Source organism: Streptomyces krungchingensis (assembly GCF_054729265.1).
In genome coordinates, this window is the sequence record NZ_JBPUKY010000002.1 from 615,127 (window position 1) to 635,599 (window position 20,473).

Below are 20,473 nucleotides of genomic sequence, written 5' to 3' on the forward strand. Positions count from 1 at the left end.
GAGCAGCCCGAAGAGCGCGACTCTACCGGACCTCGCCCAGCCCGATTCCAGGCCCTTTCCGCGGTCCGTGCCGACTGGTCGGACGGACTCCTCCGAGGAGGCGGGGAAACCTCCCACGCGGGACGATCTTGGTTGATATACGCTTCGCCTGACGTGTTCGAACAGTCCGGCGATTCCGTGTCACCGGATGCGTTCTGCCCGGGGGGGCATTCCTATGACTTCGCAGTCCCGCGCTGTGCTCGGCATCGCGCTCACTCCCGTTCTCGCCCTGGGGGCCGCGGCCCCGGCCGCCGCGCACACCACCGCCGCGGCCACCGGCACCAGCGCCGAGGCCGTCGGTACGGCCGCGACCGCCGTCGGTACGGCCGCGACCGCGGTGGACACGCGTGCACCGGGCCCATGGGGCACCCGCACCCTGCACACCCAGAACCCGAACCCCGGCTCCGCCTCGGGCGGACTGAACGCCCTGGTCTCGGCGGGGAACGGTGCCCTCGTCTCCCTCACCGGCGACGCGCTGTCCCGTTCCACCAGGATCCGGCCCGCCGGCAGCACCGGCTGGCTCGCCCCGCAGACCTGGCCGGACGCCGGCGGGTACAACACCGAGCTGGTCTCGCTCGGCGACGGCTCGGTGCGCCTGGCCTGGCGGGCCAAGCGCGCCGACGACCACAACAACTACTGGCTGAAGGTCGCCACCCTCGCACCCGGCGCGACCGCCTTCTCCGAGCCCGAGTACGTCGCCGCGGTCCCCGAGAAGGGCTACCACCACCTCGCCGCGACCCCCGACGGTCGGCTGGTCGCCGTGTGGTCGGTCTCCGGCGTCGTGAAGGCTGCCGAGAAGACCGGCCCCCAAGCCGCATGGACCGCTCCGGCCGACCTCAACGAGCAGCCGCCGTCCGGCAGCCGGGACATCTCGAGCATGGACCTCGCCGTCGCCAAGGACGGCACCGCCCTGCTGGTGTGGCAATGGCAGTCGAGCAAGGCCGTCGTCGCCCTGGAGAAGGCCCCCGGCGCGACCGCCTGGACCGCGGTCCAGAACTTCCCCGTCCCGGGTGTGGACTTGGCGCGCCCGAAGGTGTTCGCCGCTCCGCAGGGCGGCTTCGACGTGTTCTACGACGACCTCGCGCACCTCATGCACACGCGCCGTTCCGCGGGCGCCACGCAGTGGAGCACTCCGCGGTCCGTCGCCACCTACGGCAGCACGTACGGAATGTCGGCGCCCGTCCACCTGCCCAACGGCGACCTCTTCGTCGCCGGCGGGCCCGGCTACTCGACCGGCCCCTGGTACGCGGTGCGTTCGGCCGCCACCGGCGTCTGGCAGTCGTACACGCAGACCTTCTCCACGCACAAGAAGGTGCGTGCGGTCGGTGCGGTGGCCACCTCGGGCGGCACGGTCACGGTGACGTGGCGGGAGGGCTACTCGGGCCAGGAATACGCGATGGCCGCCGTCTTCAAGGGCGGCACCTGGTCCGCCGCGCGTCGGCTGAGCGCGACGAGCGCCCAGTCCACCGGCGCGCCCCAGGTGGCCGCCGACGCGCTCGGCCGCCCCGTCGTGGTGTGGGACGAGTACAAGCTGACCGAGACGAACGGCATCGCCCTGGGCGGCGTCTACCAGGCCACCACCTCGAGCCGCACGCTGCCCAAGTGGCGTGACTACACGGACGACGGCAAAGCTGATCTGTTCGGCCGGGACAGCAGCGGCCTGAAGGTGTACGCCGGCGACATGACGAAGCTGTCCGCGGGACAGCGCGCGAGCAGCTGGCCGACGGGCACGCTGGTGCTGCCGTTCGGCGACCTCGACGGCGACGGCTGCAACGACGTGTTCGTCCGGTCCCCGCAGGGCGAGGCCCGCGTCTACCCGACGATCTGCGGCGGGGTGCCCGACCAGCAGTCGTCCCACGTCAAGGTCTCCTCCGACTGGAGCGGCTACGACGCGGTCGTCTCGCCCGGCGACCTGACGGGCGACGGCCGGGCCGACCTGATGACCCGGTCCGCCTCCACCGGCAAGCTCTACGTGTACGCGAACAACGGCGCGGGCGGCTTCAAGGCCCGCACCCTCGCCGGATCCGGCTTCGGCGGTTATAAGAGGCTGATCGCCGCCGGGGACCTCAATGGCGACGGCAAGAACGACCTGCTGGCCATCGACGCGTCGAACGAGCTGTGGCGCTTCAACGGGACCGGCGCCGGCACCTTCAAGCCCCGTGCGCTGGTCTTCAAGGACTGGGGCACGTCCTACAAGGACGTGGTCGGCGGACTCGACCTGTCCGGCGACGGCCGGGCCGACCTGATCTCGCTCGACAAGGACGGCCACGCGTGGCTGAACCGGGGCAACGGCCAGGGCGGCTTCAGCAACCGGTCGCAGGTCGGCAAGTCCACGAACTGGTCGGGCATCCGCATCTCCTGACGACGTTGTTCCGGCGTTCGGCGGCCACTTGGGACCACCGGGTCCCGAGTGGCCGCCTTCGACCGGTTCCGGCGGGTCCGCGGACCACCTCGACCCGGTTCGATGAGACGCGATCACCTGCACGGCAGACTCAGCGGCGAACTGGCCACCGACCACTCACCGGCGGCCCCGCGCCCCGCCGGTCCGCGCGGGCGGCGCACATGCGGCCTCGGGGCGGCCGAGGCCAACACCGGTGCCTTCTGCGGGAGTTCCTCGATTCCTTCGAGGCCGGCCCGGCCGCCCGCGCGTCAACTTGCGGTATCGGGTGCGGACGTGGGCGCGGGAGAGGGAACATCGCGCATGTGGCGCAGCGGCGAGCAGAACACGAACCAGCCGGCCGCCCAGGAACCGATGAACGCCAGCCAGAGTGCGGGCCGCACCCCGATCAGTGTGCCGAGTGCTCCGCCGAGGACGCCGCCGACCGGCAGCGTGCCCCACACGACCCAGCGGACCGCCGCGTTCATCCGGCCCATCATCTCGGGCGGTGTCACCGATTGCCGGTAGCTGAGCTGGGCGACGTTGTAGACCATTCCGGCGAAGTACGCGATGCCCCAGCCCAGCGGGAACAGCAGCACTCCCCAACCCTGCCAAGCCGCCGCGGCGATGACCTGCGGTGCGCTGAAGACCAGCATCGACACCCAGATGATCTGCGCCGAGCCGATCTTCTTGGCGAGCCGGCCGGCGAACACTCCTCCGGCGATCCCGCCGATGGCCGCGCCCGCCATGACCAGCCCGGTCAGCGCGGGACGCACGTGCAGCACCCGGATGAGGAAGACCATCGCCAGCGCCGAACTCATGCCGCTGAAGAGATTCGCGGTGCCCGTGCACGCCACGACCTTGCGCAGAATGCCGTGCCCGAACACGAACTTGAGCCCCTCGGCGATCCGGCGCCGCAGCGTCTCGTCCGCCGACCGGGCCGGCGGCGGCACCTCCCGACTCCTGATCCCGGTGATCGACAGGGCCGACACAGCGTAGGAGACCGCGTCGGCCACCATCGCCCCCGCGGCGCCGAACAATCCGATCAGCCCGCCGCCCAGACTCGGTCCCCCGAGCTGCGCGAACGCCTGGGTGGTCCCCAGTTTGCCGTTGGCGCTCATCAGGTGTTCGGCGGGTATGAGTGACGGCACATAGCTCTGGTACGAGACGTCGAAGAACACCGAGCACACACCCGCCGCCACCGCGACCACGTACAACTGCGCCATCGTCAGGACGTCGAACGCGGCCGCCACCGGAACCGAACCGATGAGTACCAGACGCAGCAGATTGCAGGCGATCATGACGGAACGCTTGGCGGCGCCGTCCACCAGCGCACCCGCAGGCAACGCGATCAACGCGAACGCCAGCGTGGTGGCCGCGGTCAGCAGTCCGACCTGGAACGTGCTCGCCTTGAGCACGACGACGGCGAGCAGCGGCAGAGCGACCTGGGTGACCGCCGAGCCCATCTCACTGACCGTCTGACCGCTCCACAGCAGCAGGAAGTCCCGCTGACGCCATAGGCTCGGAGCATCGGTCTCCGACCCGGCATCCTGCAGATCCTTCGCCACTTCCGTCACAGCGCCAACTCCGTTCTCAGATCGCGGCCAGGACTGTACCGCTGATCATCAACACGCGGACCTGGTGCTCCCGGTTCTCCCCGACATGTCCTGGCCTCTCGCCCCGGCGAGGACGCTGTGCGGGAAGCCGGCGACAGGTGCCCTGCTGCACACGGCGACCGCCGCTGCCTGAAGTGGGGCGCGGGGAGGCCTACTGGTCGGGCTTGGTCCCGGGTACGTCGGGTGCCGCGCGACGGTGTGCGAACGCGAGTACCGAGCCCATCCCGGTCAGGGCGGCCAGCACGCCGAAGCCGTAGGTGAGCGTGGCGAGCGAGGCGACGGCGGCGACGAGCAAGGGTCCGCCCGCGTCGCCGAGTTCACGGCCGAGTTCGGCGGAGCCCATGGTCTGGCCCAGACGCTCCTGCGGGGTCGACGAGGCGAGCGCGGCGAAACCGAGCGGGGTGATCAGGCCCGTACCGACACCGATGAGGGTGGCGCCGAGGAGGAGGCCGGTCAGGCCCGGCAGCATCGCGCAGGCCAGCCCTGCCGCGGTGACCAGCAGACCGGCCGCCAGACCGCCGCGCGTGCTGAGCCGCCCGTCGTCGAGGGCGCGCCCGGCACGTGGCTGAGAGACGGCCGAACAGGCGGCGAGCAGTGACACCGCGGCACCCGTGGCGACCGTGCCCAGTCCGGCGGTGCGACCGGAGACCGGCAGGAAGCCGACCCCGACCGACAGGGCCGCAGTCGCCGCGGCGAGCGCGGCGGTCGGGGCGAGGAAGGCCGGCTCGGCCAACCGCCGGGCCAGGTCCAGCACCGTCTGCCGGGCCTTGGGCAGCGGCGGCACGACGGGAACGGCGACCGCGGCCCAGACGGCGACCGCCGCGCCGAGGACGGTGAGGACGGCGAACAGCAGACGCAGCCCGCCGGCCCACACCAGGACACCGCCGAGCAGCGGTCCGAGGGTGTAGCCGATGGACTTGTAGAAGCCGTAACTCCCGAAGGCACGGCCGTGTTTGGCGGCCGGGTTGAGCCGGGCGACGAGCGCGGACGCGGACGGTGAGAAGGCGGAGGCCGCGGCGCCCTGCCCGAGGCGGGCGGCCCACAGCCAGCCGGGGCTGTCCGCGACGACGTACAGCGCGGAGGCGGCGGCGAAGGCGACCAGCCCGCCGAGCAGGATCGGGCGGGCACCGATCTTGTCGGCCAAGGTGCCGAAGACGGGCTTGAGGAGCACCTCGGCACCGTCGTAGAGGGCGAGCAGGCCGCCGAGGACGAGCAGGGAGGTGACCGCGTCATCGGCGCCGCCGAGGCTGGCGGCGATGCCGTGCGCGCCGAAAGCGGTGGTGAACCCGGCCGCGTACAACGGCCACATCTGCCGGGCCGGGGCCGTCTGCGCGGTCACCGCTACTCCTGCGGGGTGCGGTGCAGGGCGGCGAAGACCCGCTCCGCGTAGTCCTCGCACGCCCCGGCGCACTGCTTGAGCCGCTCGCCGGCCTCGGCTGCCTCCGGGGCGCCGAACACGTCGCGCGCGGTCAGGTCGCGGTGCCAGCGCCGCAGCCGCTCCAGCGACTGTTCCTCTTCCTCCAGCTCGGCCAGGGTGAACTTGGCCGTGCGGATCTCCTTGGCCAGTTCCTGTTCGAACTTGCCGCAGTCGGCCAGGAACTCCTGCCAGTCCTCGGAGCGGGCTGCGGTGAACAGCGCCTGGAAGCGGGCCGCGTCCTCCTCGCTGCGTCCGGAGGCGTTCAACGTCACGGTCTGTCCGCCCGCCTGCTCGGTGAGCGTGATCACCCGCTCGATGCCGTCGGTGAACACGGGCACGTCCGGGACGGCCCAGATTCCCTGGCCGAGGGAGAGCGCACCGGCCTTGCGCAGCTCCCGCCAGACCGCGACCCGGTGCCGGGAGGGCTCGGCCGGCAGTTTGATCACGAGGACGATCCAGCGGCTCGCCGCTTCTTCGTTCGACACAGCCAGAAATGTAGCAGCTGTTACATGTGCCGTTGTGGCGAACGAGTGAGGGAGCTCTGCCGACGGGCGCGCGGTGCAGGTGAGCAGGTCCGGACCGCTCGTGTGAAGGTGGGGTCGCGCGAAGGTACTGCCTACCGGGTCAGAGGGACGCCAGCCAGGCTCTGGTGTGGCGGGGATGGCTGAAGCGCAGCGTGTCGAGCGGGGCGAAGCGGGGGTCGCGGACGCGGTGCTCGATCTCGCGCTGCCGGGGCGCGTGTTGGGACCAGGCCCACCGGACGGGGTGCTCCCGGCTCAGCCAGTCCGTCCAGGTTTCCCTGTTGCCGCCGAAGAGGACCTCCCGTGTGGCCGTTCGCCGGAAGGAGCGGCGCAGGACACGAGGCATCACGACGTGTCTGGGGTAGTCCAGCCAGATCACCGTGTCGGCCCTGCCCCAGAGCAGATCGCGAACCTCCGGATAACCGAGTGAGTCGATGATCCAGCGGTGCTCGGCGGCGATCCTTGATACGTCGTCGATCAGCTTGTCGTTGACGGTCCAGTCGGGGCCGTTGAAGTATAGGGCGTCCATCTCGTGGTACGGCACGCCCAGTTGACCGCTCAGGGCTTGAGCGAGCGTGGATTTGCCCGCACCGGTGACGCCGACCACCAAGATCCGTTCCACGGGCACACCCTATCCCCGGTGTTCTGACAGCGGGCTCCTGTCCTGCCACCACAACTCGCCCGGCGACGCCACCTCTTGGGCAGCCCCTACGACCGCCTGCCGAGGTGCTTGATCACTGGTGGACCGATGCGGTGAGGCGTTGCAGTGCGGCGAGCGCGGGTGGGCCCCAGGTGGGCTTGCCTCCTGGGCGGCCGTGCACGCCGGCGTCCCCGATGTGCAGGAGGGCGAGGGCGCGCATCACCGCATGGCCGCGGGCGCGGCGCAGGGTGGCGGCATCCGGGGTCGGCCGGTAGGTCTCGTGGAAGAGGCCGACGGCCCCGTCCGGCAGCAGGATCCAGGCGGCGGCCAGGTCGAAGGCCGGGTCGCCGGCGAAGAGGTCGCCGAAATCGATCACACCCGAGAAGGTGCCGTTCGTCGTCAGGATGTTGGCCGGATGCAGGTCGCCGTGGAGCCAGAGACGTGGGCCTGTCCACTCGGGTGCGGCGGCGGCGTCCTCCCAGACCGCGCGGACGGCGTCCGGGTCGCGGATCAGCCCCAGTTCGGTGGCCGAGGCGAGCCCTCGGGCGAAGTGTTCGGCGGTGTCGGCCGGCGGGCCACCGCGGTCCCGGCCGGTCGGCGCCGTGTCGGGGGCGGGGCGGTGAAGAGCGGTCAGGAAGGCGGCCAGGCCGACGGCTGCCTCCGCGGCGCGCGTGGCGGGAGCACGGTCGGCGGGCTCGCCCGGGACCCAGGTGGTGACGAGCCACGGCCGTGGGAACCGTTCGGAGGGCTCACCGAGGCGCTGCGGGACGGGGATCTGCAGAGGCAGGTGCGGGGCGAGGAGGGGCAGCCAGGCATGTTCCTTGCGCAGCAGCGCGTCCGCGGTCTGCGTCGCCCAGGGCAGTCGGACGGCGAGGTCGTCGCCGAGCCGCCACACCTGATTGTCCCAGCCGAGCGCTCCCAGCTTCAGCGGTCGGTCCGCCAGGTCGGGATGCTGTTCGCGCAGCAGGTCCCGGATCAGGTCCTCAGTGATGTCGATCTCCGTGGCCGTCATGCGGCGCAACGCTAGTCGAGCGGCGGTCTGTCGGAGTTCCGGGGGCCTGTGTCGAGTTCCGGCGTCGAACGCGTGCCCGGCGATGGTGACCAAGGCCCCTGGTTGCCCTGATCCCGGTCGTCCCGCACACGCGCAACGGCAGCTGGACCTCGCCCCCTCCAGGACCCGGACGTCTCAAAGGTCCTTTCCGTGTTTCGTTGACGGTCAGTAGCGAGTGGGGCTGGCCTGGAGGAGAGGGGAGACGACGGTGTCCCGGCCGTCGACGGTGGCGCCGGCGAAGGCGAGCATCGCAGCGAGGGTCCTGTTGTTCTCGGCGGGGAAGTCGAGGGTGGGAGCGGAGACCTCGTCGAGGGTCGCGCGCTGTGCATCGGTGAGGGTGACGGCGAGGGCGTCGAGGTTGGTCTCCAGTTGCGCGAGCCGTCGGGCCCCCACCAGGGTCGACGTGATGCCGGGGCGGTTGTTCACCCAGCTCAGCGCGACCGCGGCCGGGCTGGCGCCGACCTCGGCGGCGACGTCGTTGAGCGCGTCGATGACGACGTAGTCGCCGGCGCTCGGAGTACCGACCAGAGCCGAGCGGGCGGTGTCGACCGGTCCCGTACCGGCGCTGGAGTACTTGCCGGACAGGAAGCCGCTCTTGAGCGGGCTCCACGGCAGCACCCCCATGCCCTTGGCCTGGGCCAGCGGAATCAGCTCACCCTCCGAGGAGCGCTCCAGGAGGGAGTACTCCAGTTGAAGCCCGACGATGGGGGACCAGCCCCGAAACTGTGCCAGGCTGGCCGCCTCGGCAGTCCTCCAGGCCGGCACGTCGGAGAAGCCGATGTAGCGGACCTTGCCACTGGCCACCAGGTCGTCCAGCGTCCGCATCGTCTCCTCGACGGGCGTCACGGGATCGAAGTTGTGCAGCCAGTAGATGTCGACGTACTCCGTCCGCAGTCGCCGCAGTGAGTTCTCCAGCTGTTGCACGATCCCCTTGCGACCGGCCCCGCCGCCGTTGGGGTCCTTCTCGTACAGGTTCCCGAAGAACTTCGTGCCGATCACGACACGGTCGCGCAGCGAACTCTTCCCCGCGAAATAGTCGCCGATGATCTTCTCGGAGTGTCCGTTGGTGTAGATGTTGGCCGTGTCGACGGAGTTGCCGCCGCGCTCCAGATAGGCCGCGAGAATGTCCTTCGACTCCGCGGGGCTGGTTCCCCAGCCGTGATCCTCGCCGAAGGTCATGGTGCCGAGGGTGAACGGACTGATCCTCAGCCCCGAGTGGCCGAGCGTGACGTACGAATCAAGCGACATGATGCGACTCCGATATGTCGTCCCAGAGGAATCGGCGGGGCGGATCTGCCTCGCCGCCGGATGCCTCCATCCGACCACCGACCTCGTCGCGGCCCTAGATCAATGCGCTCACGTCGATGCACGATCCGCTCAGGTTCGCCGGAATCGTGTTCCGTCCGGGTGCGGCCGCGTGGTTGGATGGCGCGGTGGACAAGCTCGACGAACTGGTCGCGCAGATCAGCCGACTCGCGCGGCGCAACGCCCCGCCGGAATGGATCGACGGGGTGCAGGTGCTCGCCACCGACCGTGTGACAGAGCCGCTCGGCATGATCACGGAGCCCTGCATGGCCTTGATCGCCCAGGGGGCGAAGCGGTCCGTCCTCGGGGAGAGGATCTTCGACTACCGTGCCGGCCAGTACCTGGTGGTCACGCTCGACCTCCCTCTGACCTCACAGATCACATACGCCGACACGGCCGAGCCCTTCCTCGCCTTCGGGCTTCCCCTCAAGCCTGCGGTGATCGCACAACTCCTGCTCGACGCCGGCACCGTCGCCGACACAGGGAGAACGAGGACCGCGGACACGGGCGTGGCCATGGCCACGAGCGACGCCGGCGACGAACTGATCGATGCGGTCGTCCGACGCCTGCGCCTCGTCGGCAATCCCGTCGACCAACGCGTCCTCGCCCCCGCGATCGAGCGCGAGATCCACTGGCGACTGCTGACCGGCCCCCAGTCGGCGATCGTCCGGCAGATCGGTCTCGCCGACAGCCGGCTCTCTCTCGTGGCCCGCGCCATCCGCCGGCTCCAGGCGCGCTACGCCGAGATCATTCGGATCGATGACCTCGCGGCGGAGGTGGGGCTGAGCGTCTCCTCGCTCAATCGGCACTTCCGGGCGGTCACGGCCATGAGCCCGCTGCAGTACCAGAAGCAGCTCCGCCTCCAGGAGGCCCGCATCCAGCTCATCGCCAACCCACACGACATCGCCGCGATCGGGCACGCCGTCGGCTACGACAGTCCGTCCCAGTTCAGCCGCGAGTACAAGCGCATGTTCGGCGCGCCACCGGGCCAGGATGCGGCCAGACTGCAGAGCGCGGTGCTACCGGCGGGGTAGGAGCGGAGCACCCGGGAGTGTTGTCTTCCGGACCACGCTTGGTCGCCCCCGACGGTCAGCACCTGCGCGACATGCCGGCACGGAGCGCCCGGGGACGCAGTCTCTTGCGCCGCAACAGGGGCGGCATGATCCCCAGGGTTATGTGCCCTTCGGAGCCGCTCTGGGTGATGATCAGGCCGGCTTCGGCACTCAGCTTCGCGTGGAGGACACCGAACGACTCGGGATGCGCCATCGCGTCGTTCACGCGCTCCAGGCTCGCCTCGAGTTCCTCGATGCTCTGCTCGCGCAGCGACGGCCGAGGCCCAGGCTGTCCAGCTGGGGGCCGAACATGGCTTCGGCCAGCCTCTCCAACTGCTCTTGGAAGCTGATGGTTGCATCCACCACTGCCTGGGTCGCTCGTCCCCTGTCCCCTCCGCGGCTGCGCGCTCGTTCCGCCCGCCTGGCACTGTGTCATCTCCTCGCGCGCGTCGTGACGGTTTCGGACTCGGCAGGCGCACCCGGATTGCCGTCTACACGTCGGCCGTTGCGGGCAGGGGCAGCCGAGGCATGCCGTTGTATGAGGCGGCATGTGTGGCTCATCCGGCTGGTCGGCCTGGACGAGGTTCACCGGAGTATGCGAGGAACAGCGGGATCGACCCGGTGGCGCTGGTTCAGCTGGTCAGAACCACGCTGATGTTGGCCCGATAGATGCGCAGTGCCCGCAGTGACGCGATGTAGCGGTCGTGGTGGAGTGTGATGTCCGCGGCTTGCTTCTGCGCGCGTACGGAGTGCCAGAGTTCAGCGGTGTGGTGGCGGCGCTTGCAGGTGACGTCCGCGACGGCTGTGGCCCTTTCCCGCTGCGTGTGCCGGGTGTTGCCGTCGCTCGCCCGTTGCCAGGCGCCGTCCGTGTATGCCGCGACGGGGTCCGAGTAGCGGGCGAATCCTCTGTCTGCCATGCAGCGGGACCACACGTCCCAAGCCTTGCGCAGGCGCGGATCGCGTTTCACGGCCTTGTCGACCTCGATGGCGCGCGTGTCGGCGTAGAGCCAGTCCTGCTTGAGGTCGATGCCGCGCATCAGGTGTTTGTTCGCCTCGGCGTTGCAGGCGGGCCAGTCGGCATACTCCGCGGCTGTCATGCGACGGCCCTTCGGCCGGGAGTCCGGGTGCTCGGCCGGGTCCCAGCCGTAACCCCAGTGGCGAGCGGTGTCGGCATCGAGGACCCCGTAGTCGGTGCTGACCGCTGTGGCGAGGATGGGGTCATGGGGGTAGCGGGGGTCGAGCGGGAATCCGGGATGGCCATGGTCTGCCATGCACTGCCGGATCAGCAGTGCCGAGGCCCGCTGGGACCGCTGATAGTCCTGCGAGGTGTAGTTGTAGCGGTCGGCCGGCAGCGGGCCGAGGTCCGCCGTTGTGCGGACGACCTCCTGGGGTTCTGGGCCCGACGCGCAGGTCGCCGCCAGCACTGCCACCGCCATCGCGACACTCGGCCGCCACCCCCGCTTCGCCATGGCTCCGGATGTTAGCTGGCGACATGTGCATGGCTGGCCATGGGCCCCCAGCGACTCGTGCACGGGCCATTGATTTGCCGATCGATGTGATCGCTCACGGGCCACGGCGGCTGAAGCTCTCGCCCAGCGTGCGGCCGACAGTGGCGTGAAGAAGGGGACTCTGATGGTGCGGTCAACGGGGGAGACGGCGTTCTCTGTGTTCGGCCAGCTCGGTCAGGCCGAAGTCCGAGCGCGGGTCGCGCCAGACCGAGTGGGCATGGTTGCCGTTCCGCTGGGTGTTGTTGTATTCGACGAGGATGCTGGGGCCTTGGACTCGGTAGTAGTGCGGTTCACCCTCGGCGGTACTGCCCGCCCAGGCGAAGTGCAGCTCGTCGAGCGCAGAGTCGAGGGCGTAGTAGGCGTCGTGTGCTGCGGCGAGGTCGTACGGGGCTCGCCCGGTGTACCGGCTGAGCAGTTGCCGCAGCAGCTGACGTTGCGCATCGTTCATGTCGCGGACGCTGACGCCCTTGGCGGGGAACGTGATTGCCACGCGCGCATGGTCGGCTTCCGTGTACCCGCTGCTCGCTTCCGCCCGGCGGTCGATGTCGTCGACCAGGTCGTCCATCGAGGCGTCTGCGAACGGGCGTCGCCACAGATCCTGCATGTGCATCATCCTGTCTCCGTCGTGGACTTGCGACCGATTGCCGGAGACGATGTCGGACACTGCCGAGCGGTGGAGCAGTGCTTGCCGTAACTGGCATGCGTCGAGCGTCCGGACGAGTCTGCCCGCTGTGTCTTCGACACCCTGGAGAGGGCGCAGAGTGCTCCCCAGGAGCTCGGTCGTGGCCGGGTCGGCGCCCATGAAACAGGGTGTCGTCGCAACGAGTCGGTCGGCGACGATCAGATTGTTCAGGGAGATGTGGTGGCCCCCCAACCGCCAGGCCCAGACCGGGTCGCCAGGGCGTCCGAAGAGCCTGAGCCAGTAGAGGCCGGGGTCGCGTCCACGCTTGCGGCCCAGGCAGGACCCCCATTCCTCGAGCTGGTCCAAGACGTTCTCCAGGCCCATCACCATGGCGACGGTGGCGTAGCCCGCGGGCGACAGCCCGGTGGCCACCAACTGCAGGGCCAGCCTTTGCTGATGGGGGTCCTGGTCACGGATGGCGAGTCCGCCGTGTTCCGTGGGGGTGTAGAACCACCGCAGCCGCTCCGCTTCCGCTGCCGGGTCGAGCGGGGAGGCGTACGCGCCGAGGGACAACTGATCGTCGTCCAGGGCGCTCAGCCAAGCGGTGGCGGCGCCTGCCATGGAACTCGCCGCTCTCTCACGAGCACGGGTCATGGCATCGGGTTCTGCACGTCCGCCGTCACTGACCACACGTACTCCAAGTCCTCGAAACGTCCTATATCACCATAGAGCGAAAGGAGTCGCTCACGCGGTGCTGTCGCCGGATCCCGGCCTTCTCCGACTTCAGCGGATGTCGGCATTCGCCTCCGCCGTCCCGGGTGCAGGTGCCGATGGACACTGCTGTGGCCACCACGGGCCAGAGCCGCTCATCCGGGCCGGAAGCGCCGCAGCCGGCGGGGGGCCATGGCGAGTCCAGGGCCGGGGCGGGGAACCGGCATCCGGCACGCTCTGTCTATCGGTGTACGGGTTCCCGGGCGAGGGGATGAATCGGTGCTTCTCAATACTGTGGCGATCGGCCTGTCCGTGCTGGCGCTGTTGAGTTCGACCTACTTCGCCTTCCAGCAGGTGTCATCCATGAAGCGCGCCAACTACCTTCCGGCATACCTGGCGTTGCTCGACAACTTCCGGTCACCGACGTTCCACCAACACCATAGGTACGTCATTCAGCGGCTCGGGGTCGAACACGATCCTGATCATGGCATCTCCGGCCTGCCCGCAGAGGCCCAGGAGGCCCTCTACGACGTGGCCTTCTTCCTGCACAACTTCGTGATTCTCAAGCGGCTGGGCATCATCGACGACCGCTACTTGACGACGCTCAACAACAGAGTCGTCCGCACGTGGGAGGCCATCGGTCCGTTCGTGCGGCGCGAACGTGAGCTGGTTCCTCTCCCTCACCTGCTGCAGATTCTCGAAGACTACGCGGCAGTTGTCGCAAGCGTCCCACCCAACTCACGTCGGAGTCTGCTCCGGCCCTGATCGATTCGGCGGCCGGCTTGCCGTTGCCCGTCCGCTCCTGGGGGACGCACGACAGGATGGCAAGCGAGGCGAGCACGATCTGACGGAAGAAGCCGGCAACGCCAGGCATAGATCGTCCGGGGTCCGCGCGTCCTTGTGAGCGTTGGACAACGGGAGGGCTGATGGACCCGCAGGACCATGAGAGATTCGAGGACTTCGTCGATGCCCGGTGGAGCGCCCTGCTACGGCTGGCGAATCTGCTGACCGGCGGCGACCGGCACGAGGCCGAGGATCTGGTGCAGACCGCGCTGATGAAGGCGCTGGGCCGATGGCGGCATGTCGACGACCCGGAGGGTTATGTACGCAAGGTGATGTACCGGCAGCAGATCAGCCGCTGGCGGCTGCGTCGCCCGCACCGCGAGGCCACGTTCGCCGCGCTGCCGGAGGACCAGGGCGTTGCCGACGGCACGGCCGCCGCCGACCTGCGGATCACCGTGGGCCGGGCGCTCGCGCGGTTGACCCCACGGCAGCGCACGATGCTGGTGCTGCGCTATTTCGAGGACCTGTCCGAGACGGAAGTGGCGGGCGTCCTCGGTTGCTCGGTGGGGACCGTGCGCAGCACCACCCATCGGTCGCTGGCCCGGCTGCGCAGTCTCGCACCGGAGTTGGCCGCCCCCGCTCAGGCCGCAGTCGCGGCCCCGAGCCCCAACCTGCCGAAGGGAGCCCACACATGAACGCCGACCAGCTGGACCACGCGATCCGGGACGTCCTGCACAGCTGGACCCCCGACAACCCCAACGCTCCCGCGGGCATCGCCGACCGCCTCGTGCGCCGCCGCCGACGGCGCGTCCTCGTGCGCACCGCCGGCGCGGCGCTCGCCCTCACCGGCATCGCCTTCGGCGCGGCCTTCGCCACCGGCGCGGGCGACGACGGGGCGCAGCGGCCGGCTTCGCGGGTGAGCAAGCAGAGCACCCTGGTGTGGCAGACCGCCTTGCCCGCCGAATCCTGGGACGCCTGCACCACCGGCCCTGGTGCCGTCTACTGCCGCGGGGCCTCGTACGACGGCATCGGCGTCAACGCCCGTACCGGAAAGGTCGAGTGGCAGCAGAAGGCCAAGGACGCCAACGGCGGCAGCGCACCGGCCGGATCGCTGCCCGGGGTCCGTGACGGCATCCTGTACACCTACGCCGACCACGCTCCTGGCGCGTCCAGAGCCGGCACCGACCTCGTCGCCCTCGACATCGGCAGCCGGCGGGTCCTGTGGAAGCACGAGCTGGCCGACGACAGTCGTGACCGGTCCGATGCCGTGCTGTTCGACGGCAAGGTCCTCGCCAACTCCCCGACGTTCAAGAGCGTGGCCGCCCTGGACGGCAGGACGGGTCGGACGCTGTGGACGCACTCCTGGAAGAAGGCCGATTGCGACCGGACCGCGGTCGGTGGCGTCCCGTACCTGGTGTGCTCGCCGGACAGTGAGAAGGCTCCGCAGCAGAGCACCGTCGTACGGTTGGACCCGGCGACCGGCAAGCCGCAGACGGTGGCGACCGTCGAGGGCCCGGCGGCCTTCATCGGCACGGACAAGGATGCCGTGCTGCTAGGCGCCACGGCCGGCGGGCAGCAGTCCTTCGGTGTGTCCGGGCCCGCCACTTTGATCCGCGTCGACCTCGGGTCGGGCAAGGTGGCGCAGTACTGGGTCGCCGGCATGCCGATGGGCGTGGTCACGGACGGCATCATCCTGGCGTCCGGCAGGCACGACAGCGTCGTCGCCTACTCGGCCGAGAACGGCAAGCGGCTGTGGTCACGCGAGCTCGGGCTGACACTGCGCAAGGAGGCAGGCAACCCCGAAATGCGGGAACTGGCCTCCGCCGCCGCGGTGGATCTCAGCAGCAGGGTGGCCTACTACCTCGATCCGACCGGGCACCTGGTGGGCCTCGACCTGGACAGTGGCGCGGTGCGCTGGCGCGGCCAGGTGGAGCTGCCGAAGAGCCCGGTGACAGCAGGCATCGCTCCGGAGCTGATGGTCCACGCACACGGTCTCATCGGCCAGGTCGGCGGCCAGCTCTTCCACATCAAGCCCGTTCTGCCCAAGGCGGGTTCATAGGCAGAGGCAGCCGGAAGCAAGGCCGCGCGGGGACCGGCAGCACGACCGGCCTCCCGCGCGGCCGCGGCGCGCCGTCTGCACCTTTGCTCAGTGGTGCTCGTTCTCGTTGAGCCACTCGGCGAGGACGGCGGCTTCGCTGTGGTCGGCGTCCTTGGTGGCGGTCAGGAGCGTGACCGTGTCGTGGGCTGCCAGATCCCGGAGTTCCTGTACGGCCCGCTCGTGCTCGGGGTCGCCGAGTTCGGCGATGTAGCGACGGCGGAACTCGGCGAAGCGTTCAGGGTCGTGGTGGTACCAGTGACGCAGGTCGGTGGACGGTGCGGCTTCCTTGAGCCACTCGTCCAGGTGTGCGGCCGTCTTGCTCACACCGCGTGGCCACAGACGGTCGACGAGCACACGCTTGCCGTCCTCGGGTGAGGGCGACTCGTACACTCTGCGATAGATGATCTGTCCGGCCATGACACAGCCCTCCGGATCGGTCGGCAACGGTGGTCGAGACCCTTCCTCCATGAAAACCCATGCCGCGGGCAGGTGGCGCGCGAGCCCGCGGTCACCGTCTTCAGCCACGGGGGAGGGGCCTGGCGGGCGGTTCACGAGCTTCTCGCCCGTCTACCGGTCCGCCGAGTGTGCCTGGCCCGACACCGGAGCGGTGCGGGCGTTCAGGGCCGTCGTCACCGGCTGCTCGCCCGCCGCCCGTCACGGATCCAACCCCACAGGGCGAAGCAGGCCAGGAATGGCGCCACCACCATGCAGAGCATCCACAGACCGACGCTCGCGGGCGAGTAGATGTAGTACTGCCACCCGGCCGGCAGGAGTCCGGGCAGGAGCACGAGAACGACGAGCACCAACCACGTCAGGACCACGACGCCCAGGGCGCGCACCGCTGCCGTCAGGCATCCCATGCTTCTCCCCCATGCGGTATGCGGCGCCCGATCGCGCCGGCGTCATCGTATTTGAACGTGTTCAATATAGCCGGGACTCTCCTGCCCCTGAAGGGCGGGCCGGCCGGGCGTGTGCGGGTCGGTCGGCGGTGGCTGCGATGGTGAACGGGAGGGCGATCGGCCGCACTTCCGGAATGGGGGGCATACCGGCCCCATTGCGGGCGAGATGGGCTCCCCGGCGCCCCTCTTCATCACGGAACGGCATACCGACCATTCAGTCTGCCGAAAGTCTTCCGTGCTTCGCATACCTATGAGTAGCGTACGTCGCCACCCCCCTCCCTGCGGTCCGCATGGGCCCTGAGCCACGCAAGGAGCACGGGATGACGTTCTCGTCCCCCGAGTACCAACCAGGCCATCGGCCGCCGCCGCACGACTCGTCATACGCTTCATCACCCTCGTACACCGCTTATCCCAGGCAGGAGTCGCAAGCCCATCCGGAGTTCGAGAGACACCAGGTCCGGCTCGACCGGCCACAGGGCCGGCACAGTGACCTCGGCCTCCTGCGCGGCGCGTACCGCTGGCAGCGGCGCGTGGCGACCTTCACGGCGCTCGGGTACTTCACGCTCTTCCTGCTCCTGTCTGCGTTCACGCCGTCGCTGACGACGGCCACCGTTTCGGGCGGACTCACCACGGGGCTGCTGCTCGGGTTGATCCAAGTCCCCGTGACCTGCCTGGCGATCGGCCTGTACGAGTACACCGCGCGGCGGAGTGTCGACCCGATCGCCGACCGGATCCGCCGTCAGTCGGCACAGGGAACCGGCAGGGAGGCCGTGCGATGACGGGGTTCAGCAGTTCGGCGCAGGCCATGTCGCTGGTCGCGTTCACCACGATCGCTACGATCACGCTGCTGCTGTGTGTGATGACCGGCCCCGACCGCGACGATCTCGACGAGTTCTACACGGGGTACGGGTCGCTGTCGCCGATGCGCAACGGCCTCGCCATCGCCGGGGACTACATCTCCGCGGCGACGGTCCTGTCCACGGGTGGCGTCATCGCGCTGTTCGGATACGACGGTGTCGTCCTGGCGTTGAGCACCGCGCTCTCCCTGATGCTGTTGATGTTCCTGCTGGCCGAACCACTGCGCAACGCCGGCCGGTTCACCATGGGCGACGCGCTCGCGCGGCGGATGCCAGGACGCGCGGTGCGCATCGCCGCGTGCGCGGTGACGATCGCGGCGTTGGTGCCGATGATGCTGATCCAACTCGCAGGCACGGGCGATCTGCTGGCGTTCATCCTGGGGTTCTCCAGCGACTCGATGAAGACGGGCTGCATCATCGGCATCGGCGCGATGATGATCAGCTATGCGGCGATCGGCGGCATGAAGGGCACGGCTCTCATCCAGATCATGAAGATCGTGATGCTGCTCGGCTCCGGCGCCGTCGTCGCCGTACTGCTGCTGCGACGCTTCGACTGGGACCTGGGCGCGCTGTTCTCCGTGGCGGCACGGCGCAGCGGCGTGGGAGACGCCTTCCTGCACTCGGGGTTCGAGTTCGCCGACGGGAAATATCCTCGGCTCGACATGATCAGTTCGCAGCTCACCGTCGTCCTCGGCGGGGCCTGCCTTCCGCACGTCACCATGCGCATGTACACCGCGAACAGCGCTCGCCAGGTGCGCCGGTCGATGTCCTGGGCGGTGACCTGCGTGGCGATCTTCGTGCTCATCATCACGGTCATCGGCTTCGGAGCGACGGCGCTGGTCGGCCGTGCGGCGATCGCGGGCGCCGACCCGACGGGCAGGACGGCGTATCTCCTGGGCTCACGGGCCGCCTTCGGGACGGACGTGTCGAACGTCGAGACCTTCCTCTTCACCACGGTCACGGCCGCGCTCTTCCTGACGCTTCTCGCCTCGGTCGCCGGGATGATCCTGGCCTGCGCCAACTCCCTTGCACACGACGTACTCGCGGGCCGGAGGACGAGGACGACGACCCCGCAACGGGAGATGACGTACGCCCGGGTGTCCGCCGTGGCCGTGGGCATCCCCACCATCCTGCTGGCCACCCTCGTCCAGCACCACAACCTTCAACCGCTGGCTCTGCTCGCAGCCTCCATCAGTGCCTCCGCACTGGCACCGGCCCTGGTCTACAGCCTGTTCTGGCGCCGGTACACACGCCTGGGCCTCATGGCCACCCTCATCGGAGGCACGGTCACCACCATCGTCCTGATGGCCGGCACCAATCTGGTCTCCGGCTCCCACTTCGCTTCCTTCCCCGACGCCGATTTCAACTGGTTCCCCTTCACCACGACAGGGATCGCGTCCGTCCCGCTGGGCTTCGCCTACGGATGGCTGGGGACTGTCCTCTCCGGCCGGCGCAAGGCAGAGGAGCAAAGGCGACAGTACGAAGCCGTCGAAGGCTGGATCCTGGCGGGTGCGGTGCGCAAGGGGCCATGAGGCACAACGGGTGCGGTGTGCGGCACCAGGCGATGTGCGTACCGGTTCGGCGCAGGGCACGGCGCCGGTCGGGACGCCGGTCGCCTGGTGCCGACCGGAGTTTCGTCCCGCCCACCGCCTGAACATCGTGATGAGCAGCAGAACCGTGGCCACGGACATGGTGAGCGGATTCCCGCGGTCGAGCGTCACCGGGCTTGACTCTCACGTCGCTGGAGACTCGACGATCGCGTTGCCGAGCGACCGACTGACTACCTCCCGGAGGCACACCGCATGCGAGGCAAGGGAATCCACTACGACACGGGCACCTTTCCGAACGGCGACACCTCGCGACCTGACTTCGACGCCGACATCGTCGAGCGCGACATGCGGGTCATCGCCCAGGACCTGCACTGCACCGCGATCCGCATCACCGGTGGGGACCCGGACAGGATCGAGACCGCCGCGCGCCATGCGTCGGCCGCCGGGCTCGAGGTCTGGTTCTCCCCCTTCCCCTGCGAGATGACCGACCAGCAGATGCTGCCCTTCTTCGCCGACTGCGCCGAGCGAGCCGAACGCCTGCGCCGCGACGGCGCTGACGTCGTCCTCGTCACCGGCTGCGAACTGAGCCTGTTCGCCCGCGGATACCTGCCCGGCGACACCTTCGACGACCGCATTCCGGTCCTGGCCGGCCCTGACCGCGAAGCCGCCCTGAAGCCCGTCCCCGGCAAGGTCAACGCCTTCCTCAATGACGTCGTGCGCACCGTCCGCCCCCGCTTCGCCGGCCGGCTCAGCTACGCCTCATGCCCCTTGGACGGCGTGGACTGGGGCCCGTTCGACATCGTCGGCCTGGACGCCTTCCGAAGCCTGCGCAACGCCGCCACCTACCGCGACGACCTGCGCAAAGAGTTCACCCATGGCAAACCCGTCGCTATCACCGAAGTCGGCTGTTGCACCTTCCGCGGAGCGGGTGACTACGGCGGCGCGGGCTGGTACGTGGCCATGGAACCGGACGGCGTCACCCCCAAGCCGGACCTCCTGCGCGACGAGGGTGAACAGGTCCGCCATCTCGACGACCTCATGCCCGTCTTCGAGGACGCAGGAGTCGACTCCGTCTTCTGGTTCACCTTCGCCGGCTACGGCACGCCCCACCGAGTGAACGGCCCGGACCCCGACCTCGCCTCCTACGGCATCGTCAAGATCCTCGACGAGAAGAGCGGCTACCCCCTGGACACGCGCACCTACCCCGACATGCCCTGGGAACCGAAGGAAGCGTTCCACTCGCTCGCCGACCGCTACGAGGCGCTCAAGTAGCACGAGCCATTCTCTCGTCGCTCTTGGCAGGCGGAAGAAGGGCGGTCCGGCGGTCCGGCGCCAGAAGTCGCGCCCCCGTGCACCGGAGGGAGCGGGCGTGGGGGTGGGACCCTCCCCGCCGGGACGGGCCTGCGGTGGACGGCGGGAAGAGTCCG

19 protein-coding genes are annotated in these 20,473 nt (G+C 69.6%); 8 read left to right on the forward strand and 11 right to left on the reverse strand.

Going from position 1 to position 20,473, the window contains the following annotated elements; all coding sequences use genetic code 11:
- The first annotated feature begins 214 nt into the window (after window positions 1–214).
- A complete protein-coding gene (locus ACSYGO_RS43480; protein ID WP_435220885.1) occupies window positions 215–2,401 on the forward strand; it encodes an FG-GAP repeat domain-containing protein in 2,187 nt (728 codons plus the stop codon).
- Window positions 2,402–2,688: 287 nt separating this feature from the next.
- Here ACSYGO_RS43480 and ACSYGO_RS43485 read toward each other — a convergent pair whose 3' ends face one another.
- The 6 genes from ACSYGO_RS43485 to ACSYGO_RS43510 form a co-directional block, all read right to left on the reverse strand.
- Window positions 2,689–3,993, reverse strand: coding sequence for an MFS transporter (locus ACSYGO_RS43485; RefSeq protein ID WP_460390105.1), 1,305 nt, complete (start codon window positions 3,991–3,993; stop codon window positions 2,689–2,691).
- Between the two features lie 190 nt (window positions 3,994–4,183).
- A complete protein-coding gene (locus ACSYGO_RS43490; protein WP_426675386.1) occupies window positions 4,184–5,341 on the reverse strand; it encodes an MFS transporter in 1,158 nt (385 codons plus the stop codon).
- 32 nt (window positions 5,342–5,373) lie between these two features.
- Complete coding sequence (locus tag ACSYGO_RS43495; protein ID WP_460390428.1) at window positions 5,374–5,940, reverse strand: Chromate resistance protein ChrB; 567 nt, start codon at window positions 5,938–5,940, stop codon at window positions 5,374–5,376.
- A 133-nt stretch (window positions 5,941–6,073) separates the two neighbouring features.
- Window positions 6,074–6,592: a P-loop NTPase family protein gene (locus ACSYGO_RS43500; protein WP_460390107.1), complete on the reverse strand. Its 519-nt coding sequence runs from the start codon at window positions 6,590–6,592 to the stop codon at window positions 6,074–6,076.
- A gap of 112 nt (window positions 6,593–6,704) precedes the next feature.
- On the reverse strand, window positions 6,705–7,622 hold the full coding sequence (locus ACSYGO_RS43505; RefSeq protein WP_432172816.1) for an aminoglycoside phosphotransferase family protein: 918 nt from the start codon (window positions 7,620–7,622) through the stop codon (window positions 6,705–6,707).
- Between the two features lie 204 nt (window positions 7,623–7,826).
- Window positions 7,827–8,909 carry an aldo/keto reductase gene (locus ACSYGO_RS43510; protein ID WP_460390108.1) on the reverse strand — a complete coding sequence of 361 codons (1,083 nt, stop codon included), beginning with the start codon at window positions 8,907–8,909 and terminating at the stop codon, window positions 7,827–7,829.
- A gap of 185 nt (window positions 8,910–9,094) precedes the next feature.
- On the opposite strand from ACSYGO_RS43510, the gene ACSYGO_RS43515 reads away from it, so the two are divergent.
- On the forward strand, window positions 9,095–10,000 hold the full coding sequence (locus ACSYGO_RS43515; RefSeq protein ID WP_460390109.1) for an AraC family transcriptional regulator: 906 nt from the start codon (window positions 9,095–9,097) through the stop codon (window positions 9,998–10,000).
- A gap of 55 nt (window positions 10,001–10,055) precedes the next feature.
- Here the strand turns inward: ACSYGO_RS43515 and ACSYGO_RS43520 are convergent, their stop codons facing one another.
- The 3 genes from ACSYGO_RS43520 to ACSYGO_RS43530 form a co-directional block, all read right to left on the reverse strand.
- Entirely contained in the window at window positions 10,056–10,244 is a 189-nt protein-coding gene (locus tag ACSYGO_RS43520) for a hypothetical protein (RefSeq protein WP_426675096.1), read from the reverse strand.
- A 406-nt stretch (window positions 10,245–10,650) separates the two neighbouring features.
- A complete protein-coding gene (locus ACSYGO_RS43525) occupies window positions 10,651–11,487 on the reverse strand; it encodes a hypothetical protein (RefSeq protein WP_460390110.1) in 837 nt (278 codons plus the stop codon).
- A gap of 172 nt (window positions 11,488–11,659) precedes the next feature.
- Window positions 11,660–12,769, reverse strand: coding sequence for a DUF3500 domain-containing protein (locus ACSYGO_RS43530; protein ID WP_460390111.1), 1,110 nt, complete (start codon window positions 12,767–12,769; stop codon window positions 11,660–11,662).
- A 369-nt stretch (window positions 12,770–13,138) separates the two neighbouring features.
- On the opposite strand from ACSYGO_RS43530, the gene ACSYGO_RS43535 reads away from it, so the two are divergent.
- The 3 genes from ACSYGO_RS43535 (at window position 13,139) to ACSYGO_RS43545 (ending at window position 15,701) form a co-directional block, all read left to right on the forward strand.
- Window positions 13,139–13,624, forward strand: a complete 486-nt coding sequence (locus ACSYGO_RS43535; RefSeq protein ID WP_426675093.1) for a hypothetical protein — start codon at window positions 13,139–13,141, stop codon at window positions 13,622–13,624.
- Between the two features lie 161 nt (window positions 13,625–13,785).
- Complete coding sequence (locus ACSYGO_RS43540) at window positions 13,786–14,337, forward strand: SigE family RNA polymerase sigma factor (protein WP_426675092.1); 552 nt, start codon at window positions 13,786–13,788, stop codon at window positions 14,335–14,337.
- Window positions 14,334–15,701 (forward strand): outer membrane protein assembly factor BamB family protein, encoded by a 1,368-nt coding sequence (locus ACSYGO_RS43545; RefSeq protein ID WP_460390112.1) that lies wholly within the window; start codon window positions 14,334–14,336, stop codon window positions 15,699–15,701. Before ACSYGO_RS43540 ends, ACSYGO_RS43545 begins: the two co-directional genes overlap by 4 nt.
- An 87-nt stretch (window positions 15,702–15,788) precedes the next feature.
- Here ACSYGO_RS43545 and ACSYGO_RS43550 read toward each other — a convergent pair whose 3' ends face one another.
- Window positions 15,789–16,157, reverse strand: coding sequence for a DUF488 domain-containing protein (locus ACSYGO_RS43550; protein WP_426675090.1), 369 nt, complete (start codon window positions 16,155–16,157; stop codon window positions 15,789–15,791).
- Window positions 16,158–16,369: 212 nt separating this feature from the next.
- The gene (locus ACSYGO_RS43555; RefSeq protein WP_426675089.1) at window positions 16,370–16,600 is read right to left on the reverse strand and encodes a hypothetical protein; all 231 of its coding nucleotides are present in this window, start codon (window positions 16,598–16,600) and stop codon (window positions 16,370–16,372) included.
- Window positions 16,601–16,959: 359 nt separating this feature from the next.
- On the opposite strand from ACSYGO_RS43555, the gene ACSYGO_RS43560 reads away from it, so the two are divergent.
- The 3 genes from ACSYGO_RS43560 to ACSYGO_RS43570 all read left to right on the forward strand — a co-directional run bounded on the left by ACSYGO_RS43560 (window position 16,960) and on the right by ACSYGO_RS43570 (window position 20,318).
- Window positions 16,960–17,418: a DUF485 domain-containing protein gene (locus tag ACSYGO_RS43560; RefSeq protein WP_426675088.1), complete on the forward strand. Its 459-nt coding sequence runs from the start codon at window positions 16,960–16,962 to the stop codon at window positions 17,416–17,418.
- A complete protein-coding gene (locus tag ACSYGO_RS43565; RefSeq protein ID WP_426675087.1) occupies window positions 17,415–19,028 on the forward strand; it encodes a sodium/solute symporter in 1,614 nt (537 codons plus the stop codon). Before ACSYGO_RS43560 ends, ACSYGO_RS43565 begins: the two co-directional genes overlap by 4 nt.
- Window positions 19,029–19,298: 270 nt before the next feature.
- On the forward strand, window positions 19,299–20,318 hold the full coding sequence (locus ACSYGO_RS43570; RefSeq protein ID WP_460390113.1) for a hypothetical protein: 1,020 nt from the start codon (window positions 19,299–19,301) through the stop codon (window positions 20,316–20,318).
- The last annotated feature ends 155 nt before the right edge of the window (window positions 20,319–20,473 follow it).